Consider the following 25,139-nt stretch of genomic DNA (forward strand, 5'->3'; position numbering starts at 1 on the left):
CGAGGGGCGGGGAGGCCGGGGTCCTCCTACGAGCGGTGGGGGGCGGCGGGGTCCTCACACGAGGCGCGGAGTCGAGCCGGACGGGGCCGCCCCCGGGGTCACTGCGTGACGTACTCGGTGAGGTAGACGCCCATGACCATCTCGTGGCCGTCCTCGGTGTAGGCCTCGACGATCTTGTGCTCGAGGGCCTCCTTGAGCGCGTCCCGGGCGCCGGTCACGTCAGCGGGCTGGGCCTGGGAGTAGGTGGCGATCACCAGGTCCAGGGCCTTGGAGCCGTCGACGCTCGCGCCCCCGTGGCCACCGCTCGCGGCCGCCTCGGTGAGCTGCAGCGCGATGCCGACCTTGAGGTAGCCGCCGCCGGCGAGGTTGACCGCGATCGACTCCAGCGGGAGGACCTCCCCGGCCACCGGTTCCTCGGCCGCGGCCTCACCGCTGCCCGCGAAGAGGGAGAAGTACGCCGCGCCGGCGAGGGCGAGCACCGCCATCACGCCGATGACCAGCAGCTTCTTCCTGCCGCCGCCCTTGGCCTCGCCGTCCTCGGGCGTCTCCTCGGTCTTCTTGGTCTTCTCAGCCATGGGTCTCCTCCTGGGATCCGGCGTCCAGGCCGGGCAGCAACTCGTTGGCCTCCGCGGAGGCGTCGGACAGGACCACCACGTCGACGCGGCGGTTGACGGTGACCGCGTCCGGGTCGGTCTCGGGCACCAGCGGCCGGGTGTCGGAGTAGCCGTTGGCGACCATCCGCTCCTGCGGGACGCCGTCCCCGGCCAGGTGCCGGACGACGGTCGTCGCGCGGTACGCCGACAGCTCCCAGTTCGACGGCCACGGCCCGCCCGCGGTGACCGGCAGGTGGTTGGCGTGGCCCTCGACGCCCAGCTGGTTGGGCAGGGCGCGCAGGGTGGGGGCGACCGCGTCGAGGATCTGCCGCCCGCCGGGCCGCAGCACGGCCTCCTCGGCGTCGAAGAGGACCTGGTCGGCGACGATGTGCACGACCAGGCCCCGCTCGTCGATCTCGAAGCGGGCGGCGCCCTCGTGGCCGGACATCCGCAGCGCCGACTCGATCCGGTCCCGGGCGGCGTCGAGCTCGTCGTACTCGGCCTGCGCCTCGGCCGCGACCCGCTGTGACTCGGCGAGCGCGGCCTGCGCGGCGGCGGCGTCGACCTCGGCCTGGTCGACGGTCCGGTCGGGGGCGAGCGCCGAGGCGATGTCGACCGCGCCGGGCAGACCGTCGAGCACCGAGCCCTCCGGCGTCGGTCCGGGCTGCACCGCGATGGGTCCGCCGAAGCTCTCCGACAGGCCCTTGGCCAGGGCGGCGAACTTCTCCTTGTCCACCTGGCTCATCGCGAAGAGCACCACGAAGAGCACGAACAGCAGCGTCAGCATGTCCGCGTAGGACACCATCCACCGCTCGTGGTTCTCGTGCTCCTCCTCCTCGTGCTCCTTCCCCCGGCGACGGCCGTGGCCGCCGGAGCTCATGCAGCCTCCTTGGCGGCCTCACTGGGCGGCACGAGGGAGATCAGCTTCTGGCGGACCGCGCGCGGGCTGGTGCCGGCCTGGATCTCGGCGATGCCCTCGACGAGCATCTCCATCTGCGCGGCCTGCAGCTCGCTGACCCGCAGGATCTTGGCGCCCATCGGCAGGAACCAGAAGTTGGCGGCCATGACGCCCCACAGGGTGGCGACGAACGCCGAGGCGATCATCGGGCCGAGCGCCTCGGGGTTGCTGAGGTTGGCCATGACGTTCATCAGGCCGACGATGCAGCCGACGATGCCGATGGTCGGGGCGTAGCCGCCCATGGCGTTCATGAACTTGGCGGCGACCTTGTCCTCCGCCTTCTTGGCGGCGATCTCGCTCTCGAGGACGGCGCGCAGCTGCTCCGGGTCGGTGCCGTCGATGCCCATCTGCAGGCCGCGCTTGAGGAACGGGTCCTCGATGGCCTTGACCTGGGCCTCGAGCGCGAGCAGGCCCTCCTTGCGGGCCTTCTCGGCGAGGCTCACCAGCGTCTGGATCTGCTCGGTGGCCGGCGGCACCTTGGCCGGCATCACGGCCATCTTGAACCAGGCGGGCATCTTCTTGAGGTCGGCCATCGTCTGGCTGGACATCGCCGCGCCGAAGGTGGCGACGATGACCAGGACGATGGCGGGGAGGAAGAGCAGCGAGGTCGGGTCGGAGCCCTCCAGGACCATGAAGACCAGGAGGGCGACCAGCGAGACGACGAACCCGATGAGAGTGGCCGGATCCACGGGTCAGCGCTCCTCGCGGGCAGGGAAGGGGACGACGGAGGCGCTCCCGTCGCTCTCCCCGGTACGGGACGAGGAGCGGTAGGTGCCGCGGTCCATCTCGTATGCGGTGGCGAGGATGCTCGCGCGGTACTCGCGGATCTCGTCGAGGACGTCGTCGACGCTCTCCGCCACGACGTACTTCGTCCCGTCGACGAGGAACACGACGGTGTCGGGGTGGCCCTCGACCCGCTCGACGAGGTCGGGGTTGAGCGCGAACCGCTCTCCGTTCAGGCGCGTCACACGGATCACGGGATGGTCCTCACGGATCGGTCGGGGAGGGGAGGGCGGCGGCACGCGGCGTCGCTGCCCGGCTGTGAGTTGTCATCGGCGTCGCGGCGACCCGGCTTGAGCCGAACCCGGCGCCTCACCCCCTGGGGTGAGCTGCGGGAACGGTGTGACGGACGGGACGAGCGGCCCCGCACGCACGACGGCCCGGCCCCTCGGAGGAGGGACCGGGCCGCGGGGCGACGTGCCGGGACGGCCTCTCTGCGGGGGGCAGAGAGTTGAAGGACCCGCCTGCCCCCCGTCGCTCGCAAGCTCGCGGCCGGGCCCGACAGGGGGGCCGACGAACTAGCGCTTGAGGTTGACCAGGTCCTGCAGCACCTCGTCGGAGCTGGTGATCACGCGGCTGTTCGCCTGGAAGCCGCGCTGGGCGACGATCAGGCCGGTGAACTCCTCGGCGAGGTCGACGTTGGACATCTCCAGCGCACCCGCGGTGAGCGTGCCCGCGCCGCCGGCCCCGGCCCGCCCGACGACGGCGGTACCGGAGTTGTTGCCCACCCGGAACGAGGAGTTGCCCGCCTTCTCCAGGCCGGCGGGGTTGGCGAAGGTGGCCAGGGCCAGCTGGCCGATGCTCTGGCGCAGGCTGTTGGAGTAGACCCCGACGATGGTGCCGTCGGCGCTCAGCGAGAACGACTGCAGGGTGCCGGGGGCGTAGCCGTCCTGGTCGGTCGGGACCAGGGAGCTGGCCGAGCCGAACTGGCTGATCCCCTGGAGGTCGACGGTGATCGCCCCGGGCCAGCTGTCGCCGGACGGGGTGAAGCTGATCGAGGTGCCGGTGGGCAGCTGACCGGTGTCCGGGTCGAAGTCCAGCGTCGCGCTGCCGAGGGGACCACCGCCCTGGTCGGTCACCGCGACGGTCCACCGGTTGTCGACTCCGGCGACCTTCGTGAAGGACAGGCTGATCTGCCGCGCCTCGCCGAGCGAGTCGTACACGGTGATCTGCGACTGCAGGCCCGCGCCGTCCGCCGTGGTGGTGGAGAGGTTGCCGCGGAGGCCGCCCTCGGTGGTGGCCTTCGGCGGCATCACCTGGCCGTAGGGCACCGACAGGTCGCCGATGGCGCCGTTGGTGTCCACCGTGCCGTCGGGGCGGGCCATCCAGCCCTGCAGCACGGAGCCGTCGGGGGTGACCAGCTTGCCGCTGCCGTCGAAGCTGAACGAGCCGGCCCGCGTGTAGGTCTGCTCGTTGCCGGCCTTGGTCACGAAGAAGCCGTCGCCGCTGATCAGGAAGTCGGTGGCCCGCCCGGTGTTCTGGGTCGAGCCCTGCCCGAAGTTGGTGGTGACGCCGGCGACCTTGACGCCGAGGCCGACCTGGGCGGGGTTGGTGCCGCCCCGCTCGGCGGTGGGGGCGCCGCCGTTGCTCAGCACCTGGGACAGGGTGTCCTGGAAGACGGTCTGGCTGCCCTTGAAGCCGACGGTGTTGACGTTGGCGATGTTGTTGCCGGTCACGTCGAGCTTGGTCTGGTGGGCACGCAGACCGGAGATCGCGGAGAACATGGAACGCAGCATGGGGAGGAGCTCCTCGGTCGGGGCGGGACGCCGGGCAGCGGCGTCAGGGGCGGAGGGTCGGGGTCGGCGGCGGGCCGGCGTCAGCTCTGCGGCAGCGCCACCTCGGTGAGCCGGCCGAGCGGGACGGAGACCCCGCCGACGACGGCCGAGGGCTCCTCGTCGCTGGGGAAGCGCACCGAGCTGACCGTGCCGGTCACCGTGGTGCCGTCCTCGGCGGTGTAGCTGACCTGGTGGCCGACGAGCGCGCCGGCGCTCAGCGAGCGCTGCAGCGTGAGCAGCTCGGCGTTCTGGGTGGCCAGCTGCTCGAGCTTCTCGACCTGGGTGAAGGTCGCCGTCTGGGCCATGAACTCGGTCGTGCTGGCCGGGTTGCCGGGGTCCTGGTAGCGCATCTGCGCGACCAGCAGCTTGAGGAACACGTCCTTGTCCATCTGGTCGGTGCGGGTCACCGACGTGGTCGCGGGCGTGGTGGTCAGCCCGCCGATGGGATCGGTCATGGTCGTTCGACTCCTCTCAGACCCGGACGTCCAGGCCGGACGCGGCGGTGGTCGTGGCAGGCGGAACGGTGGCCGGGCGGCCGCCGTCCCCGTCGGAGGTGCGCAGCCAGGGGCGGCCGCGGCCGTCGGGGGCGCCCTGTTGGCCGGTCCGGTCGCTGCCGGCGTGCTGCTGGGCGGTGGTCCAGCCGGTGCCGGAGTCCCGGTCGACCGAGGCGTTGGTGCACGTGAGGCCGGCGCTCTGCAGGTCGCGGCGCAGGTCGGGCAGCGCGTCGAGCAGGGCGGCCCGGCCGGCCTCTGTCGCGCCGCGCAGGGTCAGGTCGACCGCGCCGTTGGTCAGGGTGACCTGCACCTCGACCGTGCCGAGGACCTCCGGGGTGAGGACGACGGTCATGGTGTGCGTGCCGTCGGGGCCGTTGCGCAGGACGGCGACGTGCTGGGCGACCTGCGCGTGGACGGGCGCAGCCGGAGCGGCGCCGCCCGTGCTCGGGACGGGGGCGGCCGGCGCGCTCGCCGGGGCAGGGGCGCCGGCCGGGGCCGTGGCTGGGCCGGCGGTCGCCGGGGCCGGTGCGGCACCGTCCTGCTCCGCGGGGGCGGCGACCGGCCCGGCCGCCTCGTCGGCGGGAGCCTGGGGGAGGGGCGTCGGCGGGGCCGGGAGCGACGGCCCGCCGGTCGCCGGATCCGCCGGATCGCCGCCGGCGCCGACGACGACCAGGGACGGCAGCGGGAGGGCGTCCGCGGTCGTCCCGGCGGTCGCTGCCGGCGCGGCCGGGAGCCCGGGAGCCGCGACGGCGACGGGCTCGGTGGCCGCCGGTGCCCCGGAGGGCGCGGCACCGGGCAGCGCGGCCTCCGGCAGGCCGGGGGCCGGCGCCGCGGCAGTGGCCGGCACGTCCGAGGGTGCGGCGACGACAGCGGCAGCGACAGCGGCAGCGGTGACGGCGACCGCACCGGCTCCGCCCGCGGGCGCGGCGACCTCGGCGACGGCGGAGGTCCCCGCCGCCTGGCCGTCCGCCGTCCCGACGCCGGGTGCCGTGGGACCGAGGCCGGTCAGCAGCGCCCACAGGCCCGGCGGCATGCCGGCGGGCAGCACCGGGGGGTCGGCCGGTGCCTGCTCCTCGGGCGTGGTCGTCCCCGCGCCGGCCTCCGTGGGTTCCGTGGTGGTGTCGGCCTCGCCGGCCGCGGCCTGCCCGGGGGCGCGGCCCCGGCCACCGGCCACCGCGTCGTCGAGGGCGGAGGCGAACCGCTCGCCCCCGCCCGGCGACGCGGCGGACGCCGCGGCCGGGGCGGGGGGCAGCGGAGCCGCCGTTCCAACAGGTGCCGTCATCGGTAGGCCCCCGCCTTGCTCATCACGGAGCGGACGTAGTCCTGGGTCTCGGGATAGGGCGGGATGCCGTCGTGGCGGCGGACCGTCCCCGGCCCGGCGTTGTAGGCGGCCAGGGCCAGCTCGGTCGAGCCGAACTGGTCGGTGAGCTGGCTCAGGTAGCGGGCGGCGCCGTCCACGGCCGACGCGGGGTCGAACGCGTCGACGCCGAGGCCCTGCGCGGTCGCCGGCATGAACTGCATGAGGCCCTGCGCGCCGGCCGGCGAGACCGCCGAGGCGTCGAAGCCCGACTCCTGCGACGCCACCGCCGCGAGCAGTGCGGGGTCGACGCCGTGCCGGGCGCCGGCCGCGGTGAAGAGGTTCGCGTAGGGGACGCCGGCCAGCGAGCCGCCGGACGCGGACCCGGTGGCGGGGGCCTGCGTGGGCAGCACCCGGCGGATGACGGCCGGGTCGCCGACCGACTGCACCTTCACCGTCTCCCCGGCCTGCGGCGCGGCGATCATCTTGCCGTTCCCGATGTAGATGCCCACGTGGTCGATGCCGGGCCGGGACGAGTGGTCGAAGAACACCAGGTCGCCCGGGCGGGCGTCGTCCAGCGAGGCGACGGCGGTGCCGGCGGTGGCCTGCTGGGAGGAGGTGCGCGGCAGATCGATGCCGAGGTCGCGGTAGACCCGCTGCACGAGGCCCGAGCAGTCCAGGCCCTTCGCCGGGTCGGTGCCGCCCCACAGGTAGGGGACGCCGAGGTACCTCCGCGCCTGCGCCACGACGGCCTGCTCGGAGGCCGCCGACGCGGTGCCGGCCGCGGTCGCCGTCGTCGCGGTCGTGCCGGTGAGGCCCGCCGCGCTCGCCGCCGTCGCCCACGCGGCGCTGGTCGACGTGCGGACCGGCATCGCGAAGCGAGCCTGGATCTCGCTGATCCGGGCGTGCACCTGGATCAGTCCGTCCACGGCACCTCCCCGGCGGGGGCGCGGCGGCCGGAGCGGCGGGTGACGAGGTCGTCCACGGTCCTCTCCTCGGCAGCCTGCTCGGCCAGTCGAACCGTCTGCAGGTGCCGTTCCCGCAACCGCTCCAGCCCCTTGGTCCGCTGGGCGGCCGCCGTCCAGGTCCGGCGGACCAGCTCGGCCTGCTCGGCGGAGGCGGTGGCCAGCGCGCGGGCCGACGCCGCGTCCTCCGCCGCCACCCGCGCGAGGGTCATCGCGGCGCGGAACGCGCCGGGGCTCGTGGGCCCCGTGGGGACGACCGAGGCCAGCGCGGCCTCGGCCTCGGTGGCCCGCCGGTCGGCCTCCGCCGCCGCGCGCGCCGCCTCCGCGGCCGCCATGGCGGCAGCCCGCTCCTCGGTGCGGCGCAGCTCCAGGACCGGCTGCAGCCGGAAGGCGGCCCGCTTCACGCCGGGCTCCCCGTGCCGTGCCTCCTCCGCGACCTCGCGAGCTCGGTCACGCCGACCGGACGATCCGGTTCAGCCAGGCCCACGACTCCGCCGCCGGCGTCAGCTCACCGGTGGGCTGCTGGAGGAACGACTCGATCGCCGGGGCGAGCTGCCGGGCGCGGTCGACCAGGGGGTCGGTGCCGGCCTGGTAGGCGCCGATCTCGATGAGCTCCTTGACGTCCCGCAGCGCCCCCATCAGCCGCCGGACCTCGCGGGCGTCGGCCATCTGCGCCGGCGGGACGACCGCCGTGGCGACGCGGGAGATCGACTCGAGGACGTCGATGGCCGGGAAGTGCCCCGCGGTGGCCAGCTTGCGGGTGAGCACGACGTGCCCGTCGAGTATCGAGCGGGCGGTGTCGGCGATCGGCTCGTTGTGGTCGTCGCCGTCGACGAGCACGGTGTAGAGCCCGGTGATGGACCCGGCGGCGGCCGTGCCGGCCTTCTCCAGCAGCCGCGGCATCATGGCGAACACGCTCGGCGGGTAGCCCCGGGTCGCCGGCGGCTCCCCGGCGGAGAGCCCGACCTCGCGCTGGGCCATCGCCGTCCGGGTGATGGAGTCCATGAGCAGCAGGACGTCGCGGCCCTGGTCGCGGAAGCCCTCGGCGATGCGCGTGGCGACGAACGCGGCCTTGAGCCGCACCAGCGGGGGCTCGTCGGAGGTGGCGACCACGACGACGGTGCGGGCCATGCCCTCGGGGCCGAGGTTCTCCTCCAGGAACTCCTTGACCTCGCGGCCACGCTCGCCGATCAGGCCGATGACCCGCACGTCGGCGTCGGTGCCGCGGGTGATCTGGGACAGCAGCGTGGACTTGCCCACGCCGGAGCCGGCGAAGATGCCCAGGCGCTGTCCCTTGCCGATCGACACCATCGTGTCGAGGACCCGGACGCCGGAGGTGAGCGGCTCGGCCACCCGGGCGCGGGTCAGCGGGTGCGGGGTCTCGCTGGCCAGGTCGACGAACTCCAGCCCGGCGTCCAGCGGCGGGCCGCCGTCCACGGGCCGGCCGAGGCCGTCGAGCACCCGGCCCAGCAGCGCCTCGCCGACCGGCACCTGCAGCGGCATCCCGGTGGCACGCACCGGGGCGCCGGCGTGCACCCCGGACAGCTCGCCGAGCGGCATGCAGGTCAGCCGGTCGCGGGTGACGGCCACGACCTCGCCGAGCAGCCCGCGGGGACCGGGGTTGACCTCCACCAGGTCGCCGACGGAGGCGACGATGCCCTCCACCGAGAGGGTCAGGCCCATGGCCCCCACGACCTGCCCGGTGAGCTCCGGGCGGGCCGCGGCACGGGCGCGGTCGAGCAGTCCGACCGTCACGCGTCCTCCTCGCTGGCGCCCGTCGGCCCCGTGCCGGGCCGTCCTGTGTCCATGCGGGAGCTCGTGAGCTCCCTCACGGCGCCAGCACCGTCCGGACCCGCTGCAACGCGGTGCCCAGCTGGGCGTCGACCCGGGAGGGGCCGGTCTCGGCGATCGCACCGGCCCGCTCGACCGCGACGTCGCCCACGACGCGGACGGTGTTCGGCAGCTCGGCCAGCGCCTCGGCCGGGATCTCCCGCAGGTCGTCGGGGTGCAGCCGGACGACCACGGGCGCGTCGGCGGGGCACAGGGTCAGCGCGCGCCGCACGGCGTCCAGCGCGGGGGAGTCGGCGATCGCGAGCTCCCGGCACAGGAGGTCCTCGACGAGCGTGAGCACGATCGAGATGACCGAGTCACGGACGTCCTCGGCCACCGGCAGCGCGGCCTGCTCCAGCTGGCCGACCGCCGCGCCGAGCGCCGCGGTGGCCGAGACCAGCCGCCGCTCCCACCGGGCCTGCACCTCGGCCAGCCGCTCCTCGGCGGCCCGCTCGGCCTCGGCGACGACGCTCTCCGCCGCCTGCAGGCCCTCGGCGTGGCCGGCCGCGTAGCCCTCGCGCCGGGCGTGCTCGCGCAGCCGCGCCAGCTCCTCGGCGTAGACGTCGCCGAGCCGGAACGACGTCCGGTTGCCCGGGACCGGCATGTCCGCGGCGCGGCGGATCGTCGTCCGCCGCTCGGCGGTCGGCTGCACCGGGATGGCCCGCGTGTAGGGCGCCGGCTTGGCCGCCGTGTCGCCGCGCAGCAGCGCCGACTCGCGGGTGGCCCGGCGCCCCGGCGCGGCCGGACTGCCGGGGGCCGCGGCCTCAGGCCGTGTCATCTGGCGCGGCTCCGCGCCGCGGTCCGCTGCGATGCTCCCGCTGTCCCCTGGACGGGGTCCCTGCTCACGCGACGAAGTCATCGTCGCCGCCGCGCGAGATGGTCAGGACGCCCTGCTCCTCCAGCGTGCGGATGACGCCGACGACCTTGCCCTGGGCCTCCTCGACCGTGCGGGTCCGGACCGGGCCCAGCAGCTCGATCTCCTCGGCGAGGTTCTCCGCGGCGCGCTCGGAGAGGTTGCGCACCACCTTGTCCCGGACGTCGGGGCGCACGCCCTTGAGGGCGGTGGCCAGGTCGTTGGCCTCCACCTCGCGCAGCACCAGCTGCAGCGAGCGGTCGTCGATGGTGACGATGTCCTCGAAGACGAACATCTGCGCCCGGACCTGCTCGGCGAGCTCGGGGTCGGTGCCGTCGAGCCACTCGAGGATCGACCGCTCCGTCGGCCGCGGCGAGCGGTTGATGATCTCCACGAGCGTCTCGACGCCGCCGACGGTGCTCATGTCCTGGTGCGCCAGCAGCGAGCCCATCCGCCGGCCGAGCTCCTCCTCCACCAGCCGGACCATCTCCGGCGTGGTGCGGTCCATGGTGGCGATCCGGTGGGCGACGGCGGCCTGCTGCTCGGGGGAGAACCCGGACAGCACCTCGGCCGACTGCGCCGGCGTGAGGTGGGCCAGCACGAGCGCGATGGTCTGCGGGTGCTCGTCCTTGAGGAAGGTGACCAGCTGGCGGACGTCGACGTTGCGCAGCGAGGCGAAGGGCACCTCGGTGTAGACGACGTTGAGCCGGGACAGGATGCCGTCGGCCTTCTCCTCGCCCAGCCCCGCGGCGAGGATCTCGCGCGCGAAGTCGACGCCGCCGCGGCCCACGAACCGCTGCGCGGTCATGAGGTGGTGGAACTCCTCGAGGACGCCGTCGACGTCCTCGGCCTCGACCGTGCCCAGCTTCATCAGCTCGCGGGTGATCTGCTCGACCTCGCGCGGCCGCATCTTGGCCAGCAGCGAGCCGGCCTCCTCCTTCGACAGCTGCGCGATGAAGACGGCGGCCTTGCGGATCCCCGGCATGTCCGGGCGCTGCCGCACCGCGGGGAGGACGGCGGTCTGGGCGGCGGCCGGCGCCGCGATGCCGACCATCTGCTCCACGCTCGCGAGGGTCATGCCTTGCTCCCGCTCTCGCTCAGCCAGCCGCGGAGCATGGCCGCGACCTCGTCGGGCTTCTCGCTCACCATGGAGGCGATCTCCCCGCGCACCCGCGCGCGCTCGGCCGCCTCGAGCTCGGCCTGGACGTTGTCGACCGCGACGTCCCGCGTGCTCTCGATGCGGATCCGGTCGAGCTCGGCCATCACGTCGTCGGGGAGCTCCAGCGGCTCGTACTCCTCCTCGACGTCCTGCCTGCGGCGCGACCGCAGCCAGACGACGAGCAGCAGCAGGGCGATCCCGAGCGCGATGCCACCGGTCTTGATCATCGACCACATCTGGGCCTGCTTCTCGGCCTCCTGCGCGGCCTCCAGCTCAGCCGCGGCCTGGTCGGCGGCGGTCGTGTCGAAGGCCATGGAGGCGACGGTGATGTCGTCCCCGCGCGCCGGGTCGAGTCCGACCGCGTTGCCGATGAGGTCCTGGACCTGGTTCTGGTTGAGGTTGCCCGCGACCGTCTGGTCCATGACCACCGAGACGGTGAGCCGGTTGATGGCCCCCGGCGCTCCGGTGACCGTCTCGACGGTCTCGCCGACGGCGTTGTTCGAGGTCGTGGACTCCTTGTCGTAGGCCGAGTCGCCGTCGCCGCCGGCGTCCGCGGTGTTCTCCGGGCCCAGCACCCCACCGACCGTGGCGCCGGAGCCGCGGTACTCCTCGGTCGTGGTGCTCTCCGAGATGGGCGGGGTGCCGTCCTCGTAGGTGTAGGTCTTCGACGTCGTGTCGCGCTGGCTCAGGTCGAGGTCGGCACGCACCGAGACCTGGGCGTTGCCGGGGCCGAGGACGCGGTCGAGGATGACCTGCGCGTTGCTGGACAGCCGGGCCTCGTACTCCTGCTCGAGCTGCGACCGGGCGTCGCCGGCGGCGGTCGTCACGCCCTGGCCGGGGGCCGAGAGCACCGCGCCGGAGGAGTCGGCGACGGTGACCTGGTCGGGCTCCATCCCCTCGATGCTGGAGGAGACCAGGTTGGTGACGGCCTGGATCTGTTCACCGGCGATCTCGGTGCCGGGGGCGAGGTCCAGGAGCACCGACGCGGTGGGCTCCTTCTCGTCGGAGACGAAGACCTCGTCCTCGGGCAGGGCGACGTGCACCACGGCGGTGCGGACGCCGTCCAGCGCCTCGAGGGTCTTGGCCAGCTCGCCCTCCAGGGCGCGCTGGTAGGAGACCTGCTGCTGGAACTCGCTCGTGGTGATGCCCTGCTCCTCGAGCAGCGCGTACCCGGTGTCGTTGCCGGCGGGCAGGCCCTTGCCGCTCATCGACAGCCGCAGGTCGTAGACCTGCTCGTTCGGCACCATGATCGTCGCGCCGCCGTCGGCGAGCTCGTAGGCGACGCCGGCGGCGTTGAGCTCGTCGACGATCGCCGAGGCGTCGGTCGAGGCCAGGTTGGAGAACAGCGGGGCGTACGTCGGCGTGGTGATCCACCGGTAGAAGAAGAAGCCGCCGAGGAGCAACCCGACGACCAGGAGGCCGATGACGACCTTCTGCCCGAGGCTGATCGTGGACAGCATGGAACGCAGGCGCCCGAGCGGTCCGGCGAGGGCGGCCGGCATCAGACCGGCATCCTCATGATCTCGGTGAAGGCCTCAACGGCCTTGTTCTTGATGGTCACGACCATGTCGGTCGCGAGCTTCGCCTCGTTCGCGGCGATCATGTAGTCGTGCACGTCGCGCAGGTCGCCGGTGGCGGCCTGGGTGGCCAGCGCGTCCGACGCCGACTGCGCCGACCGCACCTGGTCCAGCGCCGAGGTCAGGACGTCGGCGAACCCGGCGCCGGAGATCGCCGACGTGCCGGCGGTCGGCTCCGCGGCCGCGGTGACCTCGCCGATCGCCGGGATGGAGTGGGTGGGGAACGAGATGCCCCCGATGGGCGAGGTCATGAGCCCTTCCCGAGCTGCAGGGCGGCCTGGTAGGCGTTCGTCGCCCGCTCCATGGTCGCGAGGTTCGCCTGGTAGCCGCGCTGGGCCATGATCAGGTTGGTCATCTGCTCACCGAGGTCGATGTCGGGGTACCGGACGTAGCCCTCGGCGTCGGCGAGGGGGTTGTCCGGCTCGTGGACCAGCCGGCCCTCGGCGCTGCCGAACTCGGCCCGGGCCACGCGGACGCCGCCCTCACCGGAGCCGTAGTCCACGGCCTGGGCGACGACGAACCGCTCCTGGAAGGCGTCCTCGTCGGTGCTGGTCACCGTGTTGATGTTGGAGATGTTGTCCGAGACGGCGTCGAGCCACTTGCGGTGGGCGAGCAGGCCGGAACCGGCGACGCTGATGCTGTCGAACACCGGCGTCACGCCGTCCGCAGGGCCGTGCGGAGGACGCTGTACTTGCCGTCGAGCGCGTTGAGGGCCAGCTGGTAGCGCAGGCCGGTCTCGGTGGCGATGACCGTCTCGCTGTCGAGGTTCACGTTGTTCCCGTTCGTGTTCGTCGGTTCCAGCGAGCGGGCCACGGTGCCGCCGCCGACCGTCGGGGTCTGCCCGCTGCGGAGCTGGCTGCGCAGGCTCGACTCGAAGTCGACGCGGCCGGCCAGGAAGCCCGGGGTGTTGACGTTGGCGATGTTGTCCGTGGTGACGCGCTGCCGCTGGGCCAGCCCGGAGAGGGCGGCGTGCAGCGTCGTCGTGGTGACGTCGCCGATCATCGGGTGACCGCCACGCGGGCAGGGCAGCAGGACACGATCGGCCTCCGGGTACGCAGGAGACACTCGCGAGCGAGTGAGGGGCCGCCGATCCGTGGCGAAGGTGGTGCTGTCCGTGCTCCCCCTCCATCGGCGTCCCCGAGGCCGGTCTTGACCGGGTGGCCACCACGGGAGTGGCCGGAGTCGGCGGACGGGGTGGACGAGGCGGGTGTGACGACGGGACGTGAGCGGCCCGGGACGCCGGACCGGGAACGCCGGCCCGGGAACGCCGGAGCCCCCCGTCGCGCCGGTCGGCGCCACGGGGGGCTCGGGGGAGTGCTCGGTCCTAGAGGGTCTGGTCGATGAAGGAGGCCACGGGCCGGGACGGTCCGTAGGACATCCGCGCGGCGACGTCGCGCTGGCGGCGGGACTGGATGATCCGCTCGACGAGCTCCTCGGCCACGGCCAGCTGGTGCTGCAGCAGGCGCGCGGCGCGCTCGCGGAGGTCGTGAGGGAGTGGGCCCAGCCCGGAGGGCGGCACCCAGTCCTGGACGCGGCGGCCCCCGGCCTCGGCGGCCGTGGCCCGGTCCTCGAGGAGCTCGCCGGACTGCAGGGTCGCCTCGGCGGCGAGGACCTCACCCTCGAGCTCGTCCAGGACGGTGGCCCACTCCGAGGGCGGCCCGTCCCGGCCGGGGGCCGAGGAGCGGGAGGTGGTCATGCCGGGGTTGCGGCCAGCGAGGCGGCGGCCTGCCGCCACGCGTCCCGGAGCGGCTCGACGACCTGCCGGCAGGAGGCGACCCGGTTGCGGTCGCCCTTGACGATGGCGTGGGTGAGCTCGGTGATCAGCCAGGTGTAGAGCGCGGCGAGGCGGGGGCCGCCCTCCCAGACGTCGACGCGCAGGCTGCTGCGCAGCTCGAAGACGATGTCCTGGGCGTGGGTCAGCTGGGCGCCGGCCTCGGTCCGGTCGTCTGCTCGCAGGGCGGCGTCCGCGCGCTCCAGGTCGAGGGCCAGGCGGTCGTACAGCATCACCAGCAGCTGCTGCGGCGACGCGGTGGCGACCGAGTCGCCGAGGTAACGGGCACGCAGGGCGGCGGCACTCATCGGAGGTTCTCCTCGAGGGTGGTGCGGGTCAGGACTTCGAGTTCGTGTTCCACGACGGCAAGGACGCCAGCTGCGCCGACAGCCACGAGGACTGGTTCTGGAGCGTGCTGAGCGCCGTCTCCATGGCGGTGAACTGGCGGGTGAGGGCGGCCTCACGGAGCTCGAGCCGGATGTCCCAGGCGTCGATGCGGTCCTGCAGGTCCTTCGCCGTCGAGTCCTTGCCGTTGGCCAGCAGGGTCAGCGTGCCGGTGGTCTGGTCGGAGGCGACCCTGGCGAGGTCGGCCAAGCGCGCGGCGAAGCCGACCGCGCTGGTGACGTCGTCGCTGGTGCCGCTGACGCCGTCCGTGCCGGCGGCCGTGGTGGTCTGGGTGAACATCCGCTTCACCAGCGTCGGGTCGGCGGCGACCTGGGCCTCGAAGGTGGACTTGTCGAACTCGAGTCTGCCGTCCTTGGTCAGCTCCACGCCCGCCACGGACAGGGACCCGTCGGGACCGAGGGTCCGCGCGACGGTGTCGAGGACGCGGTCGGCCAGTTGGCGGAGTGTCGAGTCGCCCTTCAGCGCGGCCGAGGCGCTCTCGGCGCTCGTGTAGTCGCTGATCGCCTGCAGCAGCGCGTTGGCCGCGCCCACCATGGCGGAGACGTCGGCGGCGATGGCGGCGGGGTCGTCGGCGACCTTGACGGTGACGGCGGTGGTCTTCTCGCTGACCGTGAGCGTGACGCCCTCGAGCAGGCCGCTGAAGGTGTTGGTCGCGGAGGACACGCTGTACTTGCCGGGGCCGGTGCCCACGGTGATCTTCGCGTCCAGGCCCTGGGTGACGATCGGGAACTCACCGTCGGCGCCGATGCGGAAGGCCTTGGCCGCGCCGGTCGTCTTCGAGGTGACCTGCAGTTGGAAGTTTGTGCCGTCGACCTTCACCGCGGTGGCGGTGAGGCCGAGCGAGCTGTTGTTGATGGCTTTGACGGCGTCGGCCAGCGACGGCGTCCCCGAGCCGGCGGTGACGGGGATCGACGTCGTCGTCCCCCCGACGGTGACCGAGATGCTGGTCGAGCCGAACGCGGCGTCGGCGGCGGTCTGGGTGTCGGAGACCGTCCACTTCTGTGCGCTGATGACCGAGTGCGCGGTGGCGAGCTCATCGACGGCGAACGTCAGGCTGCCGGCCGTGGCGCCCGTGCCGGTGCTGGCGGTCACCGAGGCCCCCGACGCGGTGGCCTTGACCGGGCTCCAGGTGGCCGACTGCATCAGGTCGTCGGCGGCGGAGCGGAGGGCCTCGAAGCGGGTGTTGAGCGCGCGGTAGGCCGTGCCCTGCGCCTGGGCCGCGGACAGCCGCTGCTTGAGCAGCGTCTGCGGGTTGGCCTCGATCTGCATCAGCTGGCTCACGATCGTCTGCGTGTCCATGCCGGAGATGAGGCCGCCGACGCTCATGCCTGCCACGACGACTCCTCTGGTGCGGGTGTGACCTCGGGTGCGGAAGCACAGCGAGGGGGGAGGCCGGGGCCTCCCCCCTCACCGGTGGTGCTGGGTCGTGCTGGTGGTGCCGCTACCTCAGCCCAGGAGCTTGAGGATGCTCTGCGAGGCCTGGTTGGCCTGCGCCAGCATCGAGGTGCCGGCCTGCGACAGGATCTGGGTCCGGGAGAAGTTGGTCATCTCCATGGCCATGTCCGTGTCGCGGATCCGGGACTCCGAAGCGGTGAGGTTCTCCGCCGTGACGTTCAGGTTGTTGATCGTGTGCTCGAAGCGGTTCTGCAGAGCACCGAGGTTCGCCCGGGACGTCGAGACGGTCTTGATGGCGGTGTCGATCAGCCCGATGGCCGTGTTGGCGTTCGCCTGGCTCGTCAGGTCGACGGCGTTGACACCCAGGTCGACGGCGGAGAACCCGCCACCAGTGGAAGCCTCGGCCGTGCCGGCCGCGTCGGCCGTGAGGCCGGTGAGGCCACCACCCACGGTCACGGTGACGGCGGAGCCGTTGCCGCTGTTCGCGGTCACCTTCAGGTTGCCGGTCGTGGAGTCGATCGACGCGGTGAAGGCGGTGCGGAAGGCGGTGTCGGCGTTGAGGGCGTCGACGGTGTCCTTCACGCTGGTGGTGGTGGCCAGGGTCCCGGTGGTGACCGAGATGGCCGCCGAGGTGACGGGGCCGGTGCTGTCCGCCGCCTGGGCGAAGGTCAGCGTGCCGCCGGCGGTGATGGTGCTGGCGGTGAACAGGTTGTACGCCGCCTTGCCACCGCCCTGGATGCTCACACCGATGGTGTCCGAGGCGGCGTAGCCCACCTGGAACTTCTTGTTGGTGTAGGAGCCGTCGAGCAGGTTGACGTTGTTGAACGTCGTCTTCTCGGCGATCCGGGTCAGCTCGGCCTTGAGCGCGGTGGCCTCCGCGTTGATGGCCTTGCGGGACTCGGTGTCGTTGCTGTCGTTGGCCGACTGCACGGCCAGGTCGCGCATGCGCTGCAGGATCGAGTGCGTCTCGGTGAGCGCGCCCTCAGCGGTCTGCACGACCGAGATGCCGTCCTGGGTGTTGCGGACGGCGACCTTCAGGCCACCGATCTGCGACCGGAGGCCCTCGGAGATGGCCAGACCAGCGGCGTCGTCGGCAGCACGGTTGATGCGGTAGCCGGAGGAGAGCTTCTCCAGCGACTTGTTCATCTGGCTGTCGGTCACCGACAGGTTGCGGTACGAGTTGAGCGCCGAGATGTTGGTGTTGACGCTGAGACCCACTGTGTTCCTCCTTGGAATCGGGTCTTTCCTGGTTCCCGCTGCATCCGTGCTGCGGGTGGTGCATGAGTGGTTACGGCGGGGCGGCACCGGCTCTTGAGGCGAGTCCGGGATTTTTTCCGCCCGGCCTCACTCATGCGGGGCGGGCGCTGCTCCGGGCGACGTCCGCCCACGGGTTCCGCTGCCGGGGGGCCGATGGCCTCGTGCGGGGGACGGTCGGCGCTGCCGACGGCGGGGCGTTGCGGCCGGCGACCCGGTCGACATAGGAGCGCTGCTGGTTGCGCGCGCGCACACCCCCGCCGGCCGTCACGGGTGTCCCCTCCCAGACCTCGCTCATCGCCGCGTGCAAGAGGATCAGCGCGCGGGCGCGCATCTGCGAGACGCGGGAGAGGGTCACGCCGAGGTCGGCGGCGATGTCGGTGAGCGACTCCCCGCCGAAGAAGTTCCGCTCGACCACCTCGTCGAGCCGGTCGGGCAGTGCGCGGATCGCCTCGTGCAGGTAGCGGCTGCGCTCACCCCGCAGCACGGCGCGCTCGGGGGACTCGCCGGTGTCGGGCAGGTCCAGCGAGGCGCCGTCCGGACCGGTGTCGGCGTCGATGCTCACCATGACCGCCCGGTGGACGTCGACCTGCAGCGAGTCCAGCTCGCTGGTCGCCATGCCCAGGCTCTCGGCGAGCTCCTCGCGCGTCGGCGGGCGCCCCAGCTGGATGGCCAGGGCGTCGGCTGCGGCGTCGGTCCGGCGGGCCGCGGCGCGCACCGAGCGGCTGGCCCAGTCGCCCGAGCGCAGCTCGTCGAGGACCGCGCCCTGCAGCCGGGCCAGCGCGTACGTCGCGAACGAGGCGCCGGCCGACGGGTCGAAGCGGCGCGCCACCTCCACCAGCGCCACCTTGGCGCAGGAGAGCAGGTCCTCGCGGCTGACGTGGCTCGGCAGCGAGATCCGGGAGGCGACCGCGTTGACGGCGAACGCGGCGAGCGGCAGGTGCTCGGTCACGAGGGTGTCGACGTCCCGGGCGACGACGTCCCGGGCCGGGACTGCCCGATCGGTGGCGGGGAGGGACCGCGGGGCGGGGAGTCGCTCGATCGCCGGGGCGCGCGATGGTCTCACGTCCCCTTCCTCGGCAGCCCCGGGCCCGGACGGGACCTCCTCGTCGACAGGAATCCGTGTCGACTTGGGGGCCTCGGCTTGAGGGGTTCCCCGGACGTGCCGATGGCTGTCCCTGAGAACCCGCTGGCAGCACCTCGGATCAGCCGGCCGGGGAGAGATCGGGAGGACGGTGAGGGACGTGGACCACCAGCACCTGTCGACGTTGCTCTGGCGTGAGCAGGAACTGCTCGACCTGCTGCTGTTCAAGGCGGAGGAGAAGCAGTACCTCATCGTCTCGGGCAAGACCCGCTGGCTCGCGCGCATCGCACACGAGATCGAGGTCGTCCTCGACCAGCTGCGCACGCTCGAGGTGGAGCGCGCCGCGACGACCGAGGTGCTCGCCGAGCGTCTCGGGGTGGGCGCCAATCCGTCACTGCGGAAGCTCGCCGAGGCCGCGCCGGCGCCGTGGAACGACCTGTACGCCAAGCACCACGAGGCGCTGCTCGTGCTCGTCACCGAGCTGCGCAGCCTCTCCGACGCCAACCGCGAGCTGATCGAGGGCGGGCTGGCCGCCATCGGCGACGCGCTGCTGGCGGTCAAGGCCCCGTCGGCCGGGACCTACGGGGCCACGGGCCGCAGCGACGCGCGGGCGCACCGCGCGGTGACCCTGGACGGTGCCCTGTGAGCGAGCTCGCGAGCTCACAGCGACGGCACAGCGGGCTGCGCACGCAGTCGACGAGCGCCAGCGAGGAGACCAAGTGAGCACCTTCAGCGGGCTCAACACGGCCACGACCGCGCTGTGGGCCGCCCAGCGGGGCCTGGACGTCACCGGTCAGAACATCGCCAATGTCAACACCGACGGCTACTCGCGCCAGCGGGTCACCTTGCAGGCCATGGGCGGCACCGCGGTGCCCGCGATCCACTCGGTGGCCGGCCAGGTCGGTTCCGGCGTCAACTCCCACGAGATCATCCGCATCCGCGACGCGTTCCTGGACGGACGCGCGCAGGTCGAGTCGGCGCGCACCTCCCGGCTCACCGTGCTCAGCGACGCCCTCAGCCAGGTCGAGGCGGCGTTCCGGGAGCCCGGCCCCAGCGGCATCCAGAGCATGCTCGCCGACGTCTGGACCGGCTTCAGCGAGCTGGTCAACAACCCCACCGAGCCGGCCGCGCGCAGCCAGGTGCTCGAACGGCTCGACATCCTGGCCACCGGACTGCGCACCACCAGCGCCACGCTCGACCAGCAGTGGACGCAGACCCGTGACAACCTGCAGGCTCTGGTCACCGAGGTGAACAGCACGGTCCGGTCGATCGCCGACCTCAACGGCGCGATCCGCACGGCCAGCCAGGCCGGGCTGCCGGTGAACGAGCTGTCCGACCGCCGTGACCTGCTGGTGCAGTCCCTGGCCCAGCAGGTCGGCGGCACCTCGCTGCCCGGCAAGGACGGCATGCTCGACGTCGTCGTCGGTGGCACCACGCTGGTGTCGGGGACCGACGTGCTCGGGCTCGAGCTGGCGGGGGTCGACGACCCCGCCACCGTCGGCACGGGGAACGACCCGCGGGTGGTCACCGTCCCCGGGGGGACGGCCCTGGCCCTCCGCGGCACCGGCGGTGGCCGGCTCGACACCCTGACGGTGACCCTGCCGAAGTACCGGGGCGCCCTGGACGACGTCGCCGAGCAGCTGGCGCGCAGCCTCAACGGCGTGCAGGCCGCCGGCTTCGACGCCGCGGGCAACGCGGGGCAGCCCCTGCTGGGCGACGGTCCCGGCACCGCCCCGGTCGACCTGACGAAGGTGACCGCGGCCAACATCACCCTCCGGATCACCACGCCCGAGCGGCTGGCCGCCGCGGCGAAGTCCCCTGCGGACCTCGGCGGTGCGGTGTCCGGTGACGGCGGCAACGCCGACGCCTTCTTCCAGCTCAGCCTGCAGGGCGACGGTGTGGACGCGACCTACCGGGCGCTCGTGGTTGCGCTCGGTGTCGAGTCCGCCGTCGCCGAGCGGGACATGACGGTGCAGTCGGTGATCTCCACCCAGGTGGATGCGTCGCGCGAGTCGGTGTCGGGGGTCAACCTCGACGAGGAGATGACGAACATGCTCTCGTTCCAGCACGCCTACAGTGCCGCCGCCCGCATGGTGACGGCGATCGACGAGGCCCTGGACAAGCTCATCAACGGCACTGGCGTCGTGGGGCGGTGACCTGATGCGCGTCACGCACCGGGCGGTCACCCAGACCGCGCTGCTCGGCCTCAACGGCAACCTGGCCTCGCTCAACAAGCTGCAGCAGCAGTTGACCTCGGGCAAGCAGATCAGTGCCCCGTCGGACTCCCCGACCGGGACGAACAAGGCGATGCAGGTCCGGCAGGACCAGAGCGCCGCAGTCCAGCACGCGCGGAACATCTCCGACGGCAAGAGCCGGCTCGACGCCACCGACACGGCGCTGACCACGATGATCAGCCAGGTCCGGAAGGTGCGGGACCTGACCGTGCAGGCCCTGAACACCGGTGCCACGTCCGCCATCTCGGCCGAGGCGATCAGCGTCGAGGTCACGGCCCTGCGGGAGAGCCTGCTCGGGGTGGCCAACCAGACCCTGAACGGCAAGCCGCTCTTCGGCGGGGTCACGACCGGCAGTGCCGCCTACTCGGACTCCGGCGACTACATCGGCGTGGGTGGCGGCAACGGCGTCGACCTCGTCCCCACCATGCGACGGGTGTCGAACACGCATGAGGTGCGCATCGACGTCACCGGCCCGGAGGCGTTCGGCGACCCCGCGGACCGCAACGACCTGTTCGCCGTCGTCGCGAACATCGCCGACAACGTGCTGACGGACCCGGGTGCGCTGTCGGGCGACCTCGCGGGCCTCGACGCCGCCCTCGACCGGCTGCTGAGCGCCACCTCGGCGGTCGGTGCGCGGTCGGCGCGGCTCGAGGCCGCCGCCCAGGTCAACACCGACCTGCAGCTCACCCTGAAGTCGCAGCTGATCGACGTCGAGGACATCGACCTGGCCAAGACGATCATGGAGGTCAACCAGCAGCAGGTGGCCTACCAGGCGGCCCTGCAGGCGACCGCCAACGTCATCCAGCCGACGCTCGTGGACTTCCTGCGATGACCCTGTCGGTCGTCGCGACCCTGCCGCTGCTGGCGCTCACCGAGGCGCTGCCGGGGTTCCCTGGCCACCGTGACTACGTGCTCGTAACGGCCGACGGCGACGGCCGGTTGTTCTGGCTCCAGTCGATGGCGCCGGAGGGGCCGCGGTTCCTCGCCGTGGACCCGGCCCGGTACTTCCCGGACTACGCGCCGGTGCTGCCGCGGACGGTCTGCGCCGACCTGGCGCTCGATGCCCCCGCGCAGGCGCGGCTGTACTGCCTGCTCACCGTGCCGCCGGAAGGTCCCGCGGCAGCCACGGCGAACCTGCGCGCGCCGATCGTGGTGAACCCGGCGAACTGGCGGGCGGCACAGGTGGTGCTCCCCGACAGCGCCCATCCGATCCGGCGTCCCCTGCGCCGATAACTGAACCGGTGGCGCTCCCAGCGCCCCGCTCAGCCGTTCCACCTCCACGCCACGGACGGCCACCACACACCCATGGAGGGGTACCCGTGCTCACTCTCACCCGTAGCGTCGGCGAGACCATCCGCATCGGCGACGACATCGAGGTCCACGTCGTCGAGGTCCGGGGCGGCACCGTCCGCCTGGGCTTCAAGGCCCCCCGGGAGGTGACCATCCACCGCGAGGAGGTCTACCGGCAGATCGCCGAGGCCAACCTCCTGGCTGCGCAGGTCACCGCCGACACCCTGGGCGCACTGGCCGCCTTCGCCCCCGCGGCGGCCCCCGCCCGGGAGTCGGCCGCGACCGGCGAGCGCGCCGGAGGTCACGAACCGGTCACGGAGGACGCCGCCGGCTGAGCAGAACTGACCGGGGTCCGCCCCCTTCTGCTTGGCGGATCCTGCCGACGACCCCATCGGTGCTCCTGGCCGCAGGCGCGACACGGGCAAGACCTGCCGAAGAGAGGGCGGGACAACTGCGTACGGCACAGCGAGTGTTGTGCCGTCCCCGGATGCTGGATGCGCGAGAGTTGCCCCAAGCACGTCACAGGGGGCAACCACCATGCAACAGAGCGCAGTCAACGGGTCGGGTGTCGACGCCGGAACGCCGGAGGGCCTCGGCCTCGAGGCCGACACCGTGGTCGTCCACGTCCAGCTGCGACCGCGTCGCGGCTCGACGCGGCGGTGCCTGGCCGCGCTGGCCGAACTGGCCGGCGAGCACCCCTCGGTCTCGTTCTCCCTCACCGGGCTGAGCAAGGACGACCGCGTCGTGCGGGTGACCGTCGGTGTGGAGCTCGGCCCGCGCGCCGCGGTCGCCCGGTTCTCCCCGCAGGCGCAGGCGGCGTACGCCTTCGCCAGCGCCGTGTTCACGACGCTGTACGACCACATGCCGGTCTACACCGCCGAGCCGAATGCCGCCGAGCGCGCCGCGGCCGTCGACCTGATGGCCCGGCTGGACGCGGCCGCCTCCGGCGAGGCCGTCGTCCCCGCGCCCCTGCAGGCGTACCCGACCGAGCAGGTCCCGGCCTGAGCACCTCCCCGGCGCCCGTCGCGGCGCCGGACGCCGCCGTCTGTCTTCCCCGCAGTCGCCCAGGAGTCCCGGTGAACCACCGCAGCACCGTCATCGACGTCCCCGCCGACCGGGCCGCCGCGCGCGGCCGGGCCCCCCTCGTGTTCGGCGGTGTCCCCGAGGCCGAGGGGTGGGCCCTCGCGCCCATCACCCCGCGCGACCGCGTGCACTTCCGGGCGGACCGAGAGCTGCCCCTCGACGCGTTCCGCTCGGACCTCCCGGACGGCGTGACGGTCAGCTACGACCAGGGCGAGGGCCTGTACCGGGTGGACGGCGCCTGCGGATCCGCGCAGGTGCTCGCCGACTGGATCCGCGCCTGGTGCGCCGGCCGCGGCTGCACGACGGTGGGGCTGCGGGCGGAGACCGACGTCCGCCGGCGGGCGCCGCGGGACCTGCCGCCGGCCTACCTCGAGGAGCTCTGCCGGCACTACCTGCCGGTCAGCCTCAAGCGGCTGCAGCGCAACATGAGCACGATCCGGCTGCACCTGCCCGACCCTGACGACCTCACCCAGCAGGTGAGCGAGTGGATCCTCAAGGCGGTCGGGCAGTACGACGAGACCAAGGGCGTGCCCTTCGGGGCGTTCCTGGCCACGCAGCTGTCCAAGTGGGTGCACGACCTCGGGCGCAACGCGCACGGCCGCACCGCTGCCGACACGGAGCACAAGCAGCAGAAGGCGATCGCGGCCTTCCTCGCCGAGCACCAGCGCAAGCCCAGCGAGAAGGAACTGGCCGCCTACATGGGCCAGAGCGTCGCGACCCTGCGGCGCAACTCCCAGACGGTGGCGACGCTCAACGGCCTGCGCAACCTGCAGACCCTCGACGGCGGGCCGGACGCCGCGGAGATCATGCTCCCCGACGCGCACGAGGCGCCCGACGAGATCATGGGGGAGGCGGAGCAGACGCTGCTGTCGCACGCGCTGACCGCCGCCTGCGCGCCCGACCCGGACGCCCGGCCCGACCAGCGCGCGGGCCAGCCCAACGTGCTGGGCTGGGCGACCTGGTACCTCACCACGTGGGGCGGCCGGACCAAGACCCAGCTGTCGGCCGACCTGGGGACCTCGGTGCGCAACATGAACGTGCACGCCGATCGGGTGGAGAAGGCGCTCCGGCACCGCCTCGCCGAGCTCGCGGACTGACCCGTTCCGTCGCAGGAAAGAGCGCCGACACGGGTCGATTGCGGCTCGGGACTGCCGATATCACTCCCGTGAGCGACCGCACGGAGCCCCGCCGCAGCAGCGGGACCGTGCCGGCCCGGGACGGCGACCGGTGAGCGCCCTCGCCGCCGGGGAACCGGTGCCCGAGGTGCTCGTGCCGCACTGGCTCTCCGGTGCCGACCGGGAGCTGCTGGGCGAGGTCGTGCGGACCGCGCTGGACGACACCGGGGTGCACCCGGTCGCCGCGGTCCACCTGGCCGACGTGCTCACCGAGCTGCACGTCGCGGCCGCGCGGGACGCGGTGTGGCCGGCTCCGGCCGCCCGCGTGCGCCGGGTGACCGGCTGGGACGCCGACGTGCTGCCCGTGCGGCTGTCGGCCCGCGAGCTGGCCAGCGTGCTCGAGCTGCCGGCGCTCCCGGTGTCCCTACGGACCGCGCTCGGCCGGGGCCGCGCGTGATCCCCGGTTCGCTCGGAGGCCCCGGCCTGCTGTCCCGGCTGCGGCCGGCGCCGGTGACCGTCCCCGACCTGCGGCGGGCCGCCGCCGAGGTGCTCCCGGCCTTCGCCACCGCGTCCCTGCGCCTGGCCGTCGTGGAGGACCGCGTCGACGGGCCGCTCCTCGTGGTCGAGGAGGCCGAACGCCGGCTGCGCGTGCCGCTGCGGGACCTCGCCGAGGACCTGACCGACGCCCGCGTCGGCGGCGGACCCGAGGCAGTCACCGCCGCCCTCGTCGCCTGGCTGGACGCCCGGCCGGTGCCCGATGGCGTCGCCGCGGAGGCGGGCGTCGCCGTCCTGGACTGGACCGACCGCCGGCAGGACACCGTCGGCTGGCGGGTCGTCGTCCGGCGCGGCCGCACGGCACTGCCCTGGACGCCCTCGCCCCGTGCCGACCGGGGTGCCGTCGACGCCGTCCGCCGCGGCGCGACCGGCCGCGCCGCCACGGTCGAGGGCGTGCTGCGCGTCGAGGGTCCGGTCGCGCTGTGGTCGCACCCCGAGGTGCCACTGCTCGCCTCCGCGGTGCTGGGGACCCCGGAGCGGCTGCTCGACCGCATCGCGGCGGCCGGGCTCGGCGTGGACGACGTGCACGTCGTCGTCACCCCGGGGTCGCCCGTCGCGTGTGCCGGGGCCGGTGTCGCGGCCCGGCTGGCCGGCGAGACCGGGGAGGCGTGCGTGCGCCTGCCCTGGCGCCGGCTCGCACAGCTCCGCTGGCTCTGAGACCGTCCCCGTCCT

Annotated in this window: 30 protein-coding genes; 9 read left to right on the top strand and 21 right to left on the bottom strand. The window is 73.5% G+C overall.

Features of this window, described 5'->3' with window-relative positions; all coding sequences use genetic code 11:
* Positions 1-98: 98 nt before the first annotated feature.
* The 21 genes from ACI782_RS01855 to ACI782_RS01955 all read right to left on the bottom strand — a co-directional run bounded on the left by ACI782_RS01855 (position 99) and on the right by ACI782_RS01955 (position 18,172).
* Positions 99-575 carry a flagellar basal body-associated FliL family protein gene (locus ACI782_RS01855; RefSeq protein WP_456905487.1) on the bottom strand — a complete coding sequence of 159 codons (477 nt, stop codon included), beginning with the start codon at positions 573-575 and terminating at the stop codon, positions 99-101.
* Positions 568-1,473 (bottom strand): flagellar motor protein MotB, encoded by a 906-nt coding sequence (locus ACI782_RS01860; protein ID WP_456905489.1) that lies wholly within the window; start codon positions 1,471-1,473, stop codon positions 568-570. Before ACI782_RS01860 ends, ACI782_RS01855 begins: the two co-directional genes overlap by 8 nt.
* Positions 1,470-2,240, bottom strand: coding sequence for a motility protein A (locus ACI782_RS01865; RefSeq protein ID WP_456905491.1), 771 nt, complete (start codon positions 2,238-2,240; stop codon positions 1,470-1,472). The genes ACI782_RS01860 and ACI782_RS01865 overlap by 4 nt, the downstream gene beginning before the upstream one ends.
* A gap of 3 nt (positions 2,241-2,243) precedes the next feature.
* Complete coding sequence (locus ACI782_RS01870; RefSeq protein ID WP_456905493.1) at positions 2,244-2,528, bottom strand: flagellar FlbD family protein; 285 nt, start codon at positions 2,526-2,528, stop codon at positions 2,244-2,246.
* Between the two features lie 321 nt (positions 2,529-2,849).
* Positions 2,850-4,067: a flagellar hook protein FlgE gene (locus tag ACI782_RS01875; RefSeq protein ID WP_456905495.1), complete on the bottom strand. Its 1,218-nt coding sequence runs from the start codon at positions 4,065-4,067 to the stop codon at positions 2,850-2,852.
* Positions 4,068-4,147: 80 nt separating this feature from the next.
* Positions 4,148-4,561: a flagellar hook assembly protein FlgD gene (locus tag ACI782_RS01880; RefSeq protein WP_456905497.1), complete on the bottom strand. Its 414-nt coding sequence runs from the start codon at positions 4,559-4,561 to the stop codon at positions 4,148-4,150.
* A gap of 16 nt (positions 4,562-4,577) precedes the next feature.
* Complete coding sequence (locus ACI782_RS01885; RefSeq protein ID WP_456905499.1) at positions 4,578-5,882, bottom strand: flagellar hook-length control protein FliK; 1,305 nt, start codon at positions 5,880-5,882, stop codon at positions 4,578-4,580.
* A complete protein-coding gene (locus tag ACI782_RS01890; protein WP_456905501.1) occupies positions 5,879-6,826 on the bottom strand; it encodes a transglycosylase SLT domain-containing protein in 948 nt (315 codons plus the stop codon). The genes ACI782_RS01885 and ACI782_RS01890 overlap by 4 nt, the downstream gene beginning before the upstream one ends.
* Complete coding sequence (locus tag ACI782_RS01895) at positions 6,814-7,266, bottom strand: flagellar export protein FliJ (protein ID WP_456905503.1); 453 nt, start codon at positions 7,264-7,266, stop codon at positions 6,814-6,816. The genes ACI782_RS01890 and ACI782_RS01895 overlap by 13 nt, the downstream gene beginning before the upstream one ends.
* A 46-nt stretch (positions 7,267-7,312) precedes the next feature.
* Entirely contained in the window at positions 7,313-8,617 is a 1,305-nt protein-coding gene (locus ACI782_RS01900) for a FliI/YscN family ATPase (protein ID WP_456905505.1), read from the bottom strand.
* Between the two features lie 73 nt (positions 8,618-8,690).
* The gene (locus ACI782_RS01905; RefSeq protein WP_456905507.1) at positions 8,691-9,470 is read right to left on the bottom strand and encodes a FliH/SctL family protein; all 780 of its coding nucleotides are present in this window, start codon (positions 9,468-9,470) and stop codon (positions 8,691-8,693) included.
* 64 nt (positions 9,471-9,534) lie between these two features.
* Positions 9,535-10,623, bottom strand: coding sequence for a flagellar motor switch protein FliG (gene fliG / locus ACI782_RS01910; RefSeq protein ID WP_456905509.1), 1,089 nt, complete (start codon positions 10,621-10,623; stop codon positions 9,535-9,537).
* Entirely contained in the window at positions 10,620-12,206 is a 1,587-nt protein-coding gene (gene fliF / locus ACI782_RS01915; protein WP_456905510.1) for a flagellar basal-body MS-ring/collar protein FliF, read from the bottom strand. The genes fliG and fliF overlap by 4 nt, the downstream gene beginning before the upstream one ends.
* Entirely contained in the window at positions 12,206-12,532 is a 327-nt protein-coding gene (fliE, locus tag ACI782_RS01920; protein WP_456905512.1) for a flagellar hook-basal body complex protein FliE, read from the bottom strand. The genes fliF and fliE overlap by 1 nt, the downstream gene beginning before the upstream one ends.
* The gene (locus ACI782_RS01925) at positions 12,529-12,939 is read right to left on the bottom strand and encodes a flagellar basal body rod protein FlgC (RefSeq protein WP_456905514.1); all 411 of its coding nucleotides are present in this window, start codon (positions 12,937-12,939) and stop codon (positions 12,529-12,531) included. Before ACI782_RS01925 ends, fliE begins: the two co-directional genes overlap by 4 nt.
* Positions 12,936-13,283 (bottom strand): flagellar basal body rod protein FlgB, encoded by a 348-nt coding sequence (gene flgB / locus ACI782_RS01930; protein ID WP_456905516.1) that lies wholly within the window; start codon positions 13,281-13,283, stop codon positions 12,936-12,938. Before flgB ends, ACI782_RS01925 begins: the two co-directional genes overlap by 4 nt.
* A gap of 322 nt (positions 13,284-13,605) precedes the next feature.
* Positions 13,606-13,977: a hypothetical protein gene (locus tag ACI782_RS01935; protein ID WP_456905518.1), complete on the bottom strand. Its 372-nt coding sequence runs from the start codon at positions 13,975-13,977 to the stop codon at positions 13,606-13,608.
* Positions 13,974-14,360 carry a flagellar export chaperone FliS gene (fliS, locus tag ACI782_RS01940; protein ID WP_456905519.1) on the bottom strand — a complete coding sequence of 129 codons (387 nt, stop codon included), beginning with the start codon at positions 14,358-14,360 and terminating at the stop codon, positions 13,974-13,976. Before fliS ends, ACI782_RS01935 begins: the two co-directional genes overlap by 4 nt.
* Before the next feature lie 28 nt (positions 14,361-14,388).
* Positions 14,389-15,783: a flagellar filament capping protein FliD gene (fliD, locus tag ACI782_RS01945; RefSeq protein ID WP_456906113.1), complete on the bottom strand. Its 1,395-nt coding sequence runs from the start codon at positions 15,781-15,783 to the stop codon at positions 14,389-14,391.
* A gap of 120 nt (positions 15,784-15,903) precedes the next feature.
* The gene (locus tag ACI782_RS01950) at positions 15,904-17,070 is read right to left on the bottom strand and encodes a flagellin N-terminal helical domain-containing protein (protein WP_456905521.1); all 1,167 of its coding nucleotides are present in this window, start codon (positions 17,068-17,070) and stop codon (positions 15,904-15,906) included.
* A 130-nt stretch (positions 17,071-17,200) separates the two neighbouring features.
* Positions 17,201-18,172 carry a sigma-70 family RNA polymerase sigma factor gene (locus tag ACI782_RS01955; protein ID WP_456905523.1) on the bottom strand — a complete coding sequence of 324 codons (972 nt, stop codon included), beginning with the start codon at positions 18,170-18,172 and terminating at the stop codon, positions 17,201-17,203.
* Positions 18,173-18,350: 178 nt separating this feature from the next.
* Here ACI782_RS01955 and ACI782_RS01960 point away from each other — a divergent pair, with 178 nt between their 5' ends.
* The 9 genes from ACI782_RS01960 to ACI782_RS02000 all read left to right on the top strand — a co-directional run bounded on the left by ACI782_RS01960 (position 18,351) and on the right by ACI782_RS02000 (position 25,124).
* Positions 18,351-18,836: a flagellar protein FlgN gene (locus ACI782_RS01960; protein WP_456905525.1), complete on the top strand. Its 486-nt coding sequence runs from the start codon at positions 18,351-18,353 to the stop codon at positions 18,834-18,836.
* Positions 18,837-18,909: 73 nt separating this feature from the next.
* Positions 18,910-20,346, top strand: coding sequence for a flagellar hook-associated protein FlgK (gene flgK / locus ACI782_RS01965; protein WP_456905527.1), 1,437 nt, complete (start codon positions 18,910-18,912; stop codon positions 20,344-20,346).
* 4 nt (positions 20,347-20,350) lie between these two features.
* Positions 20,351-21,256: a flagellin N-terminal helical domain-containing protein gene (locus ACI782_RS01970; protein WP_456905529.1), complete on the top strand. Its 906-nt coding sequence runs from the start codon at positions 20,351-20,353 to the stop codon at positions 21,254-21,256.
* Entirely contained in the window at positions 21,253-21,657 is a 405-nt protein-coding gene (gene fliW / locus ACI782_RS01975) for a flagellar assembly protein FliW (protein ID WP_456905531.1), read from the top strand. Before ACI782_RS01970 ends, fliW begins: the two co-directional genes overlap by 4 nt.
* An 86-nt stretch (positions 21,658-21,743) precedes the next feature.
* Entirely contained in the window at positions 21,744-22,049 is a 306-nt protein-coding gene (gene csrA / locus ACI782_RS01980) for a carbon storage regulator CsrA (protein WP_456905532.1), read from the top strand.
* Between the two features lie 202 nt (positions 22,050-22,251).
* Entirely contained in the window at positions 22,252-22,719 is a 468-nt protein-coding gene (locus tag ACI782_RS01985) for a hypothetical protein (RefSeq protein ID WP_456905534.1), read from the top strand.
* A gap of 71 nt (positions 22,720-22,790) precedes the next feature.
* A complete protein-coding gene (locus ACI782_RS01990) occupies positions 22,791-23,894 on the top strand; it encodes a flagellar biosynthesis protein FliA (protein WP_456905536.1) in 1,104 nt (367 codons plus the stop codon).
* A 130-nt stretch (positions 23,895-24,024) separates the two neighbouring features.
* Positions 24,025-24,369, top strand: coding sequence for a hypothetical protein (locus tag ACI782_RS01995; protein ID WP_456905537.1), 345 nt, complete (start codon positions 24,025-24,027; stop codon positions 24,367-24,369).
* The gene (locus ACI782_RS02000) at positions 24,366-25,124 is read left to right on the top strand and encodes a hypothetical protein (RefSeq protein WP_456905539.1); all 759 of its coding nucleotides are present in this window, start codon (positions 24,366-24,368) and stop codon (positions 25,122-25,124) included. The genes ACI782_RS01995 and ACI782_RS02000 overlap by 4 nt, the downstream gene beginning before the upstream one ends.
* Positions 25,125-25,139 lie beyond the last annotated feature (15 nt).

The organism is Geodermatophilus sp. SYSU D00703 (genome assembly GCF_054050155.1).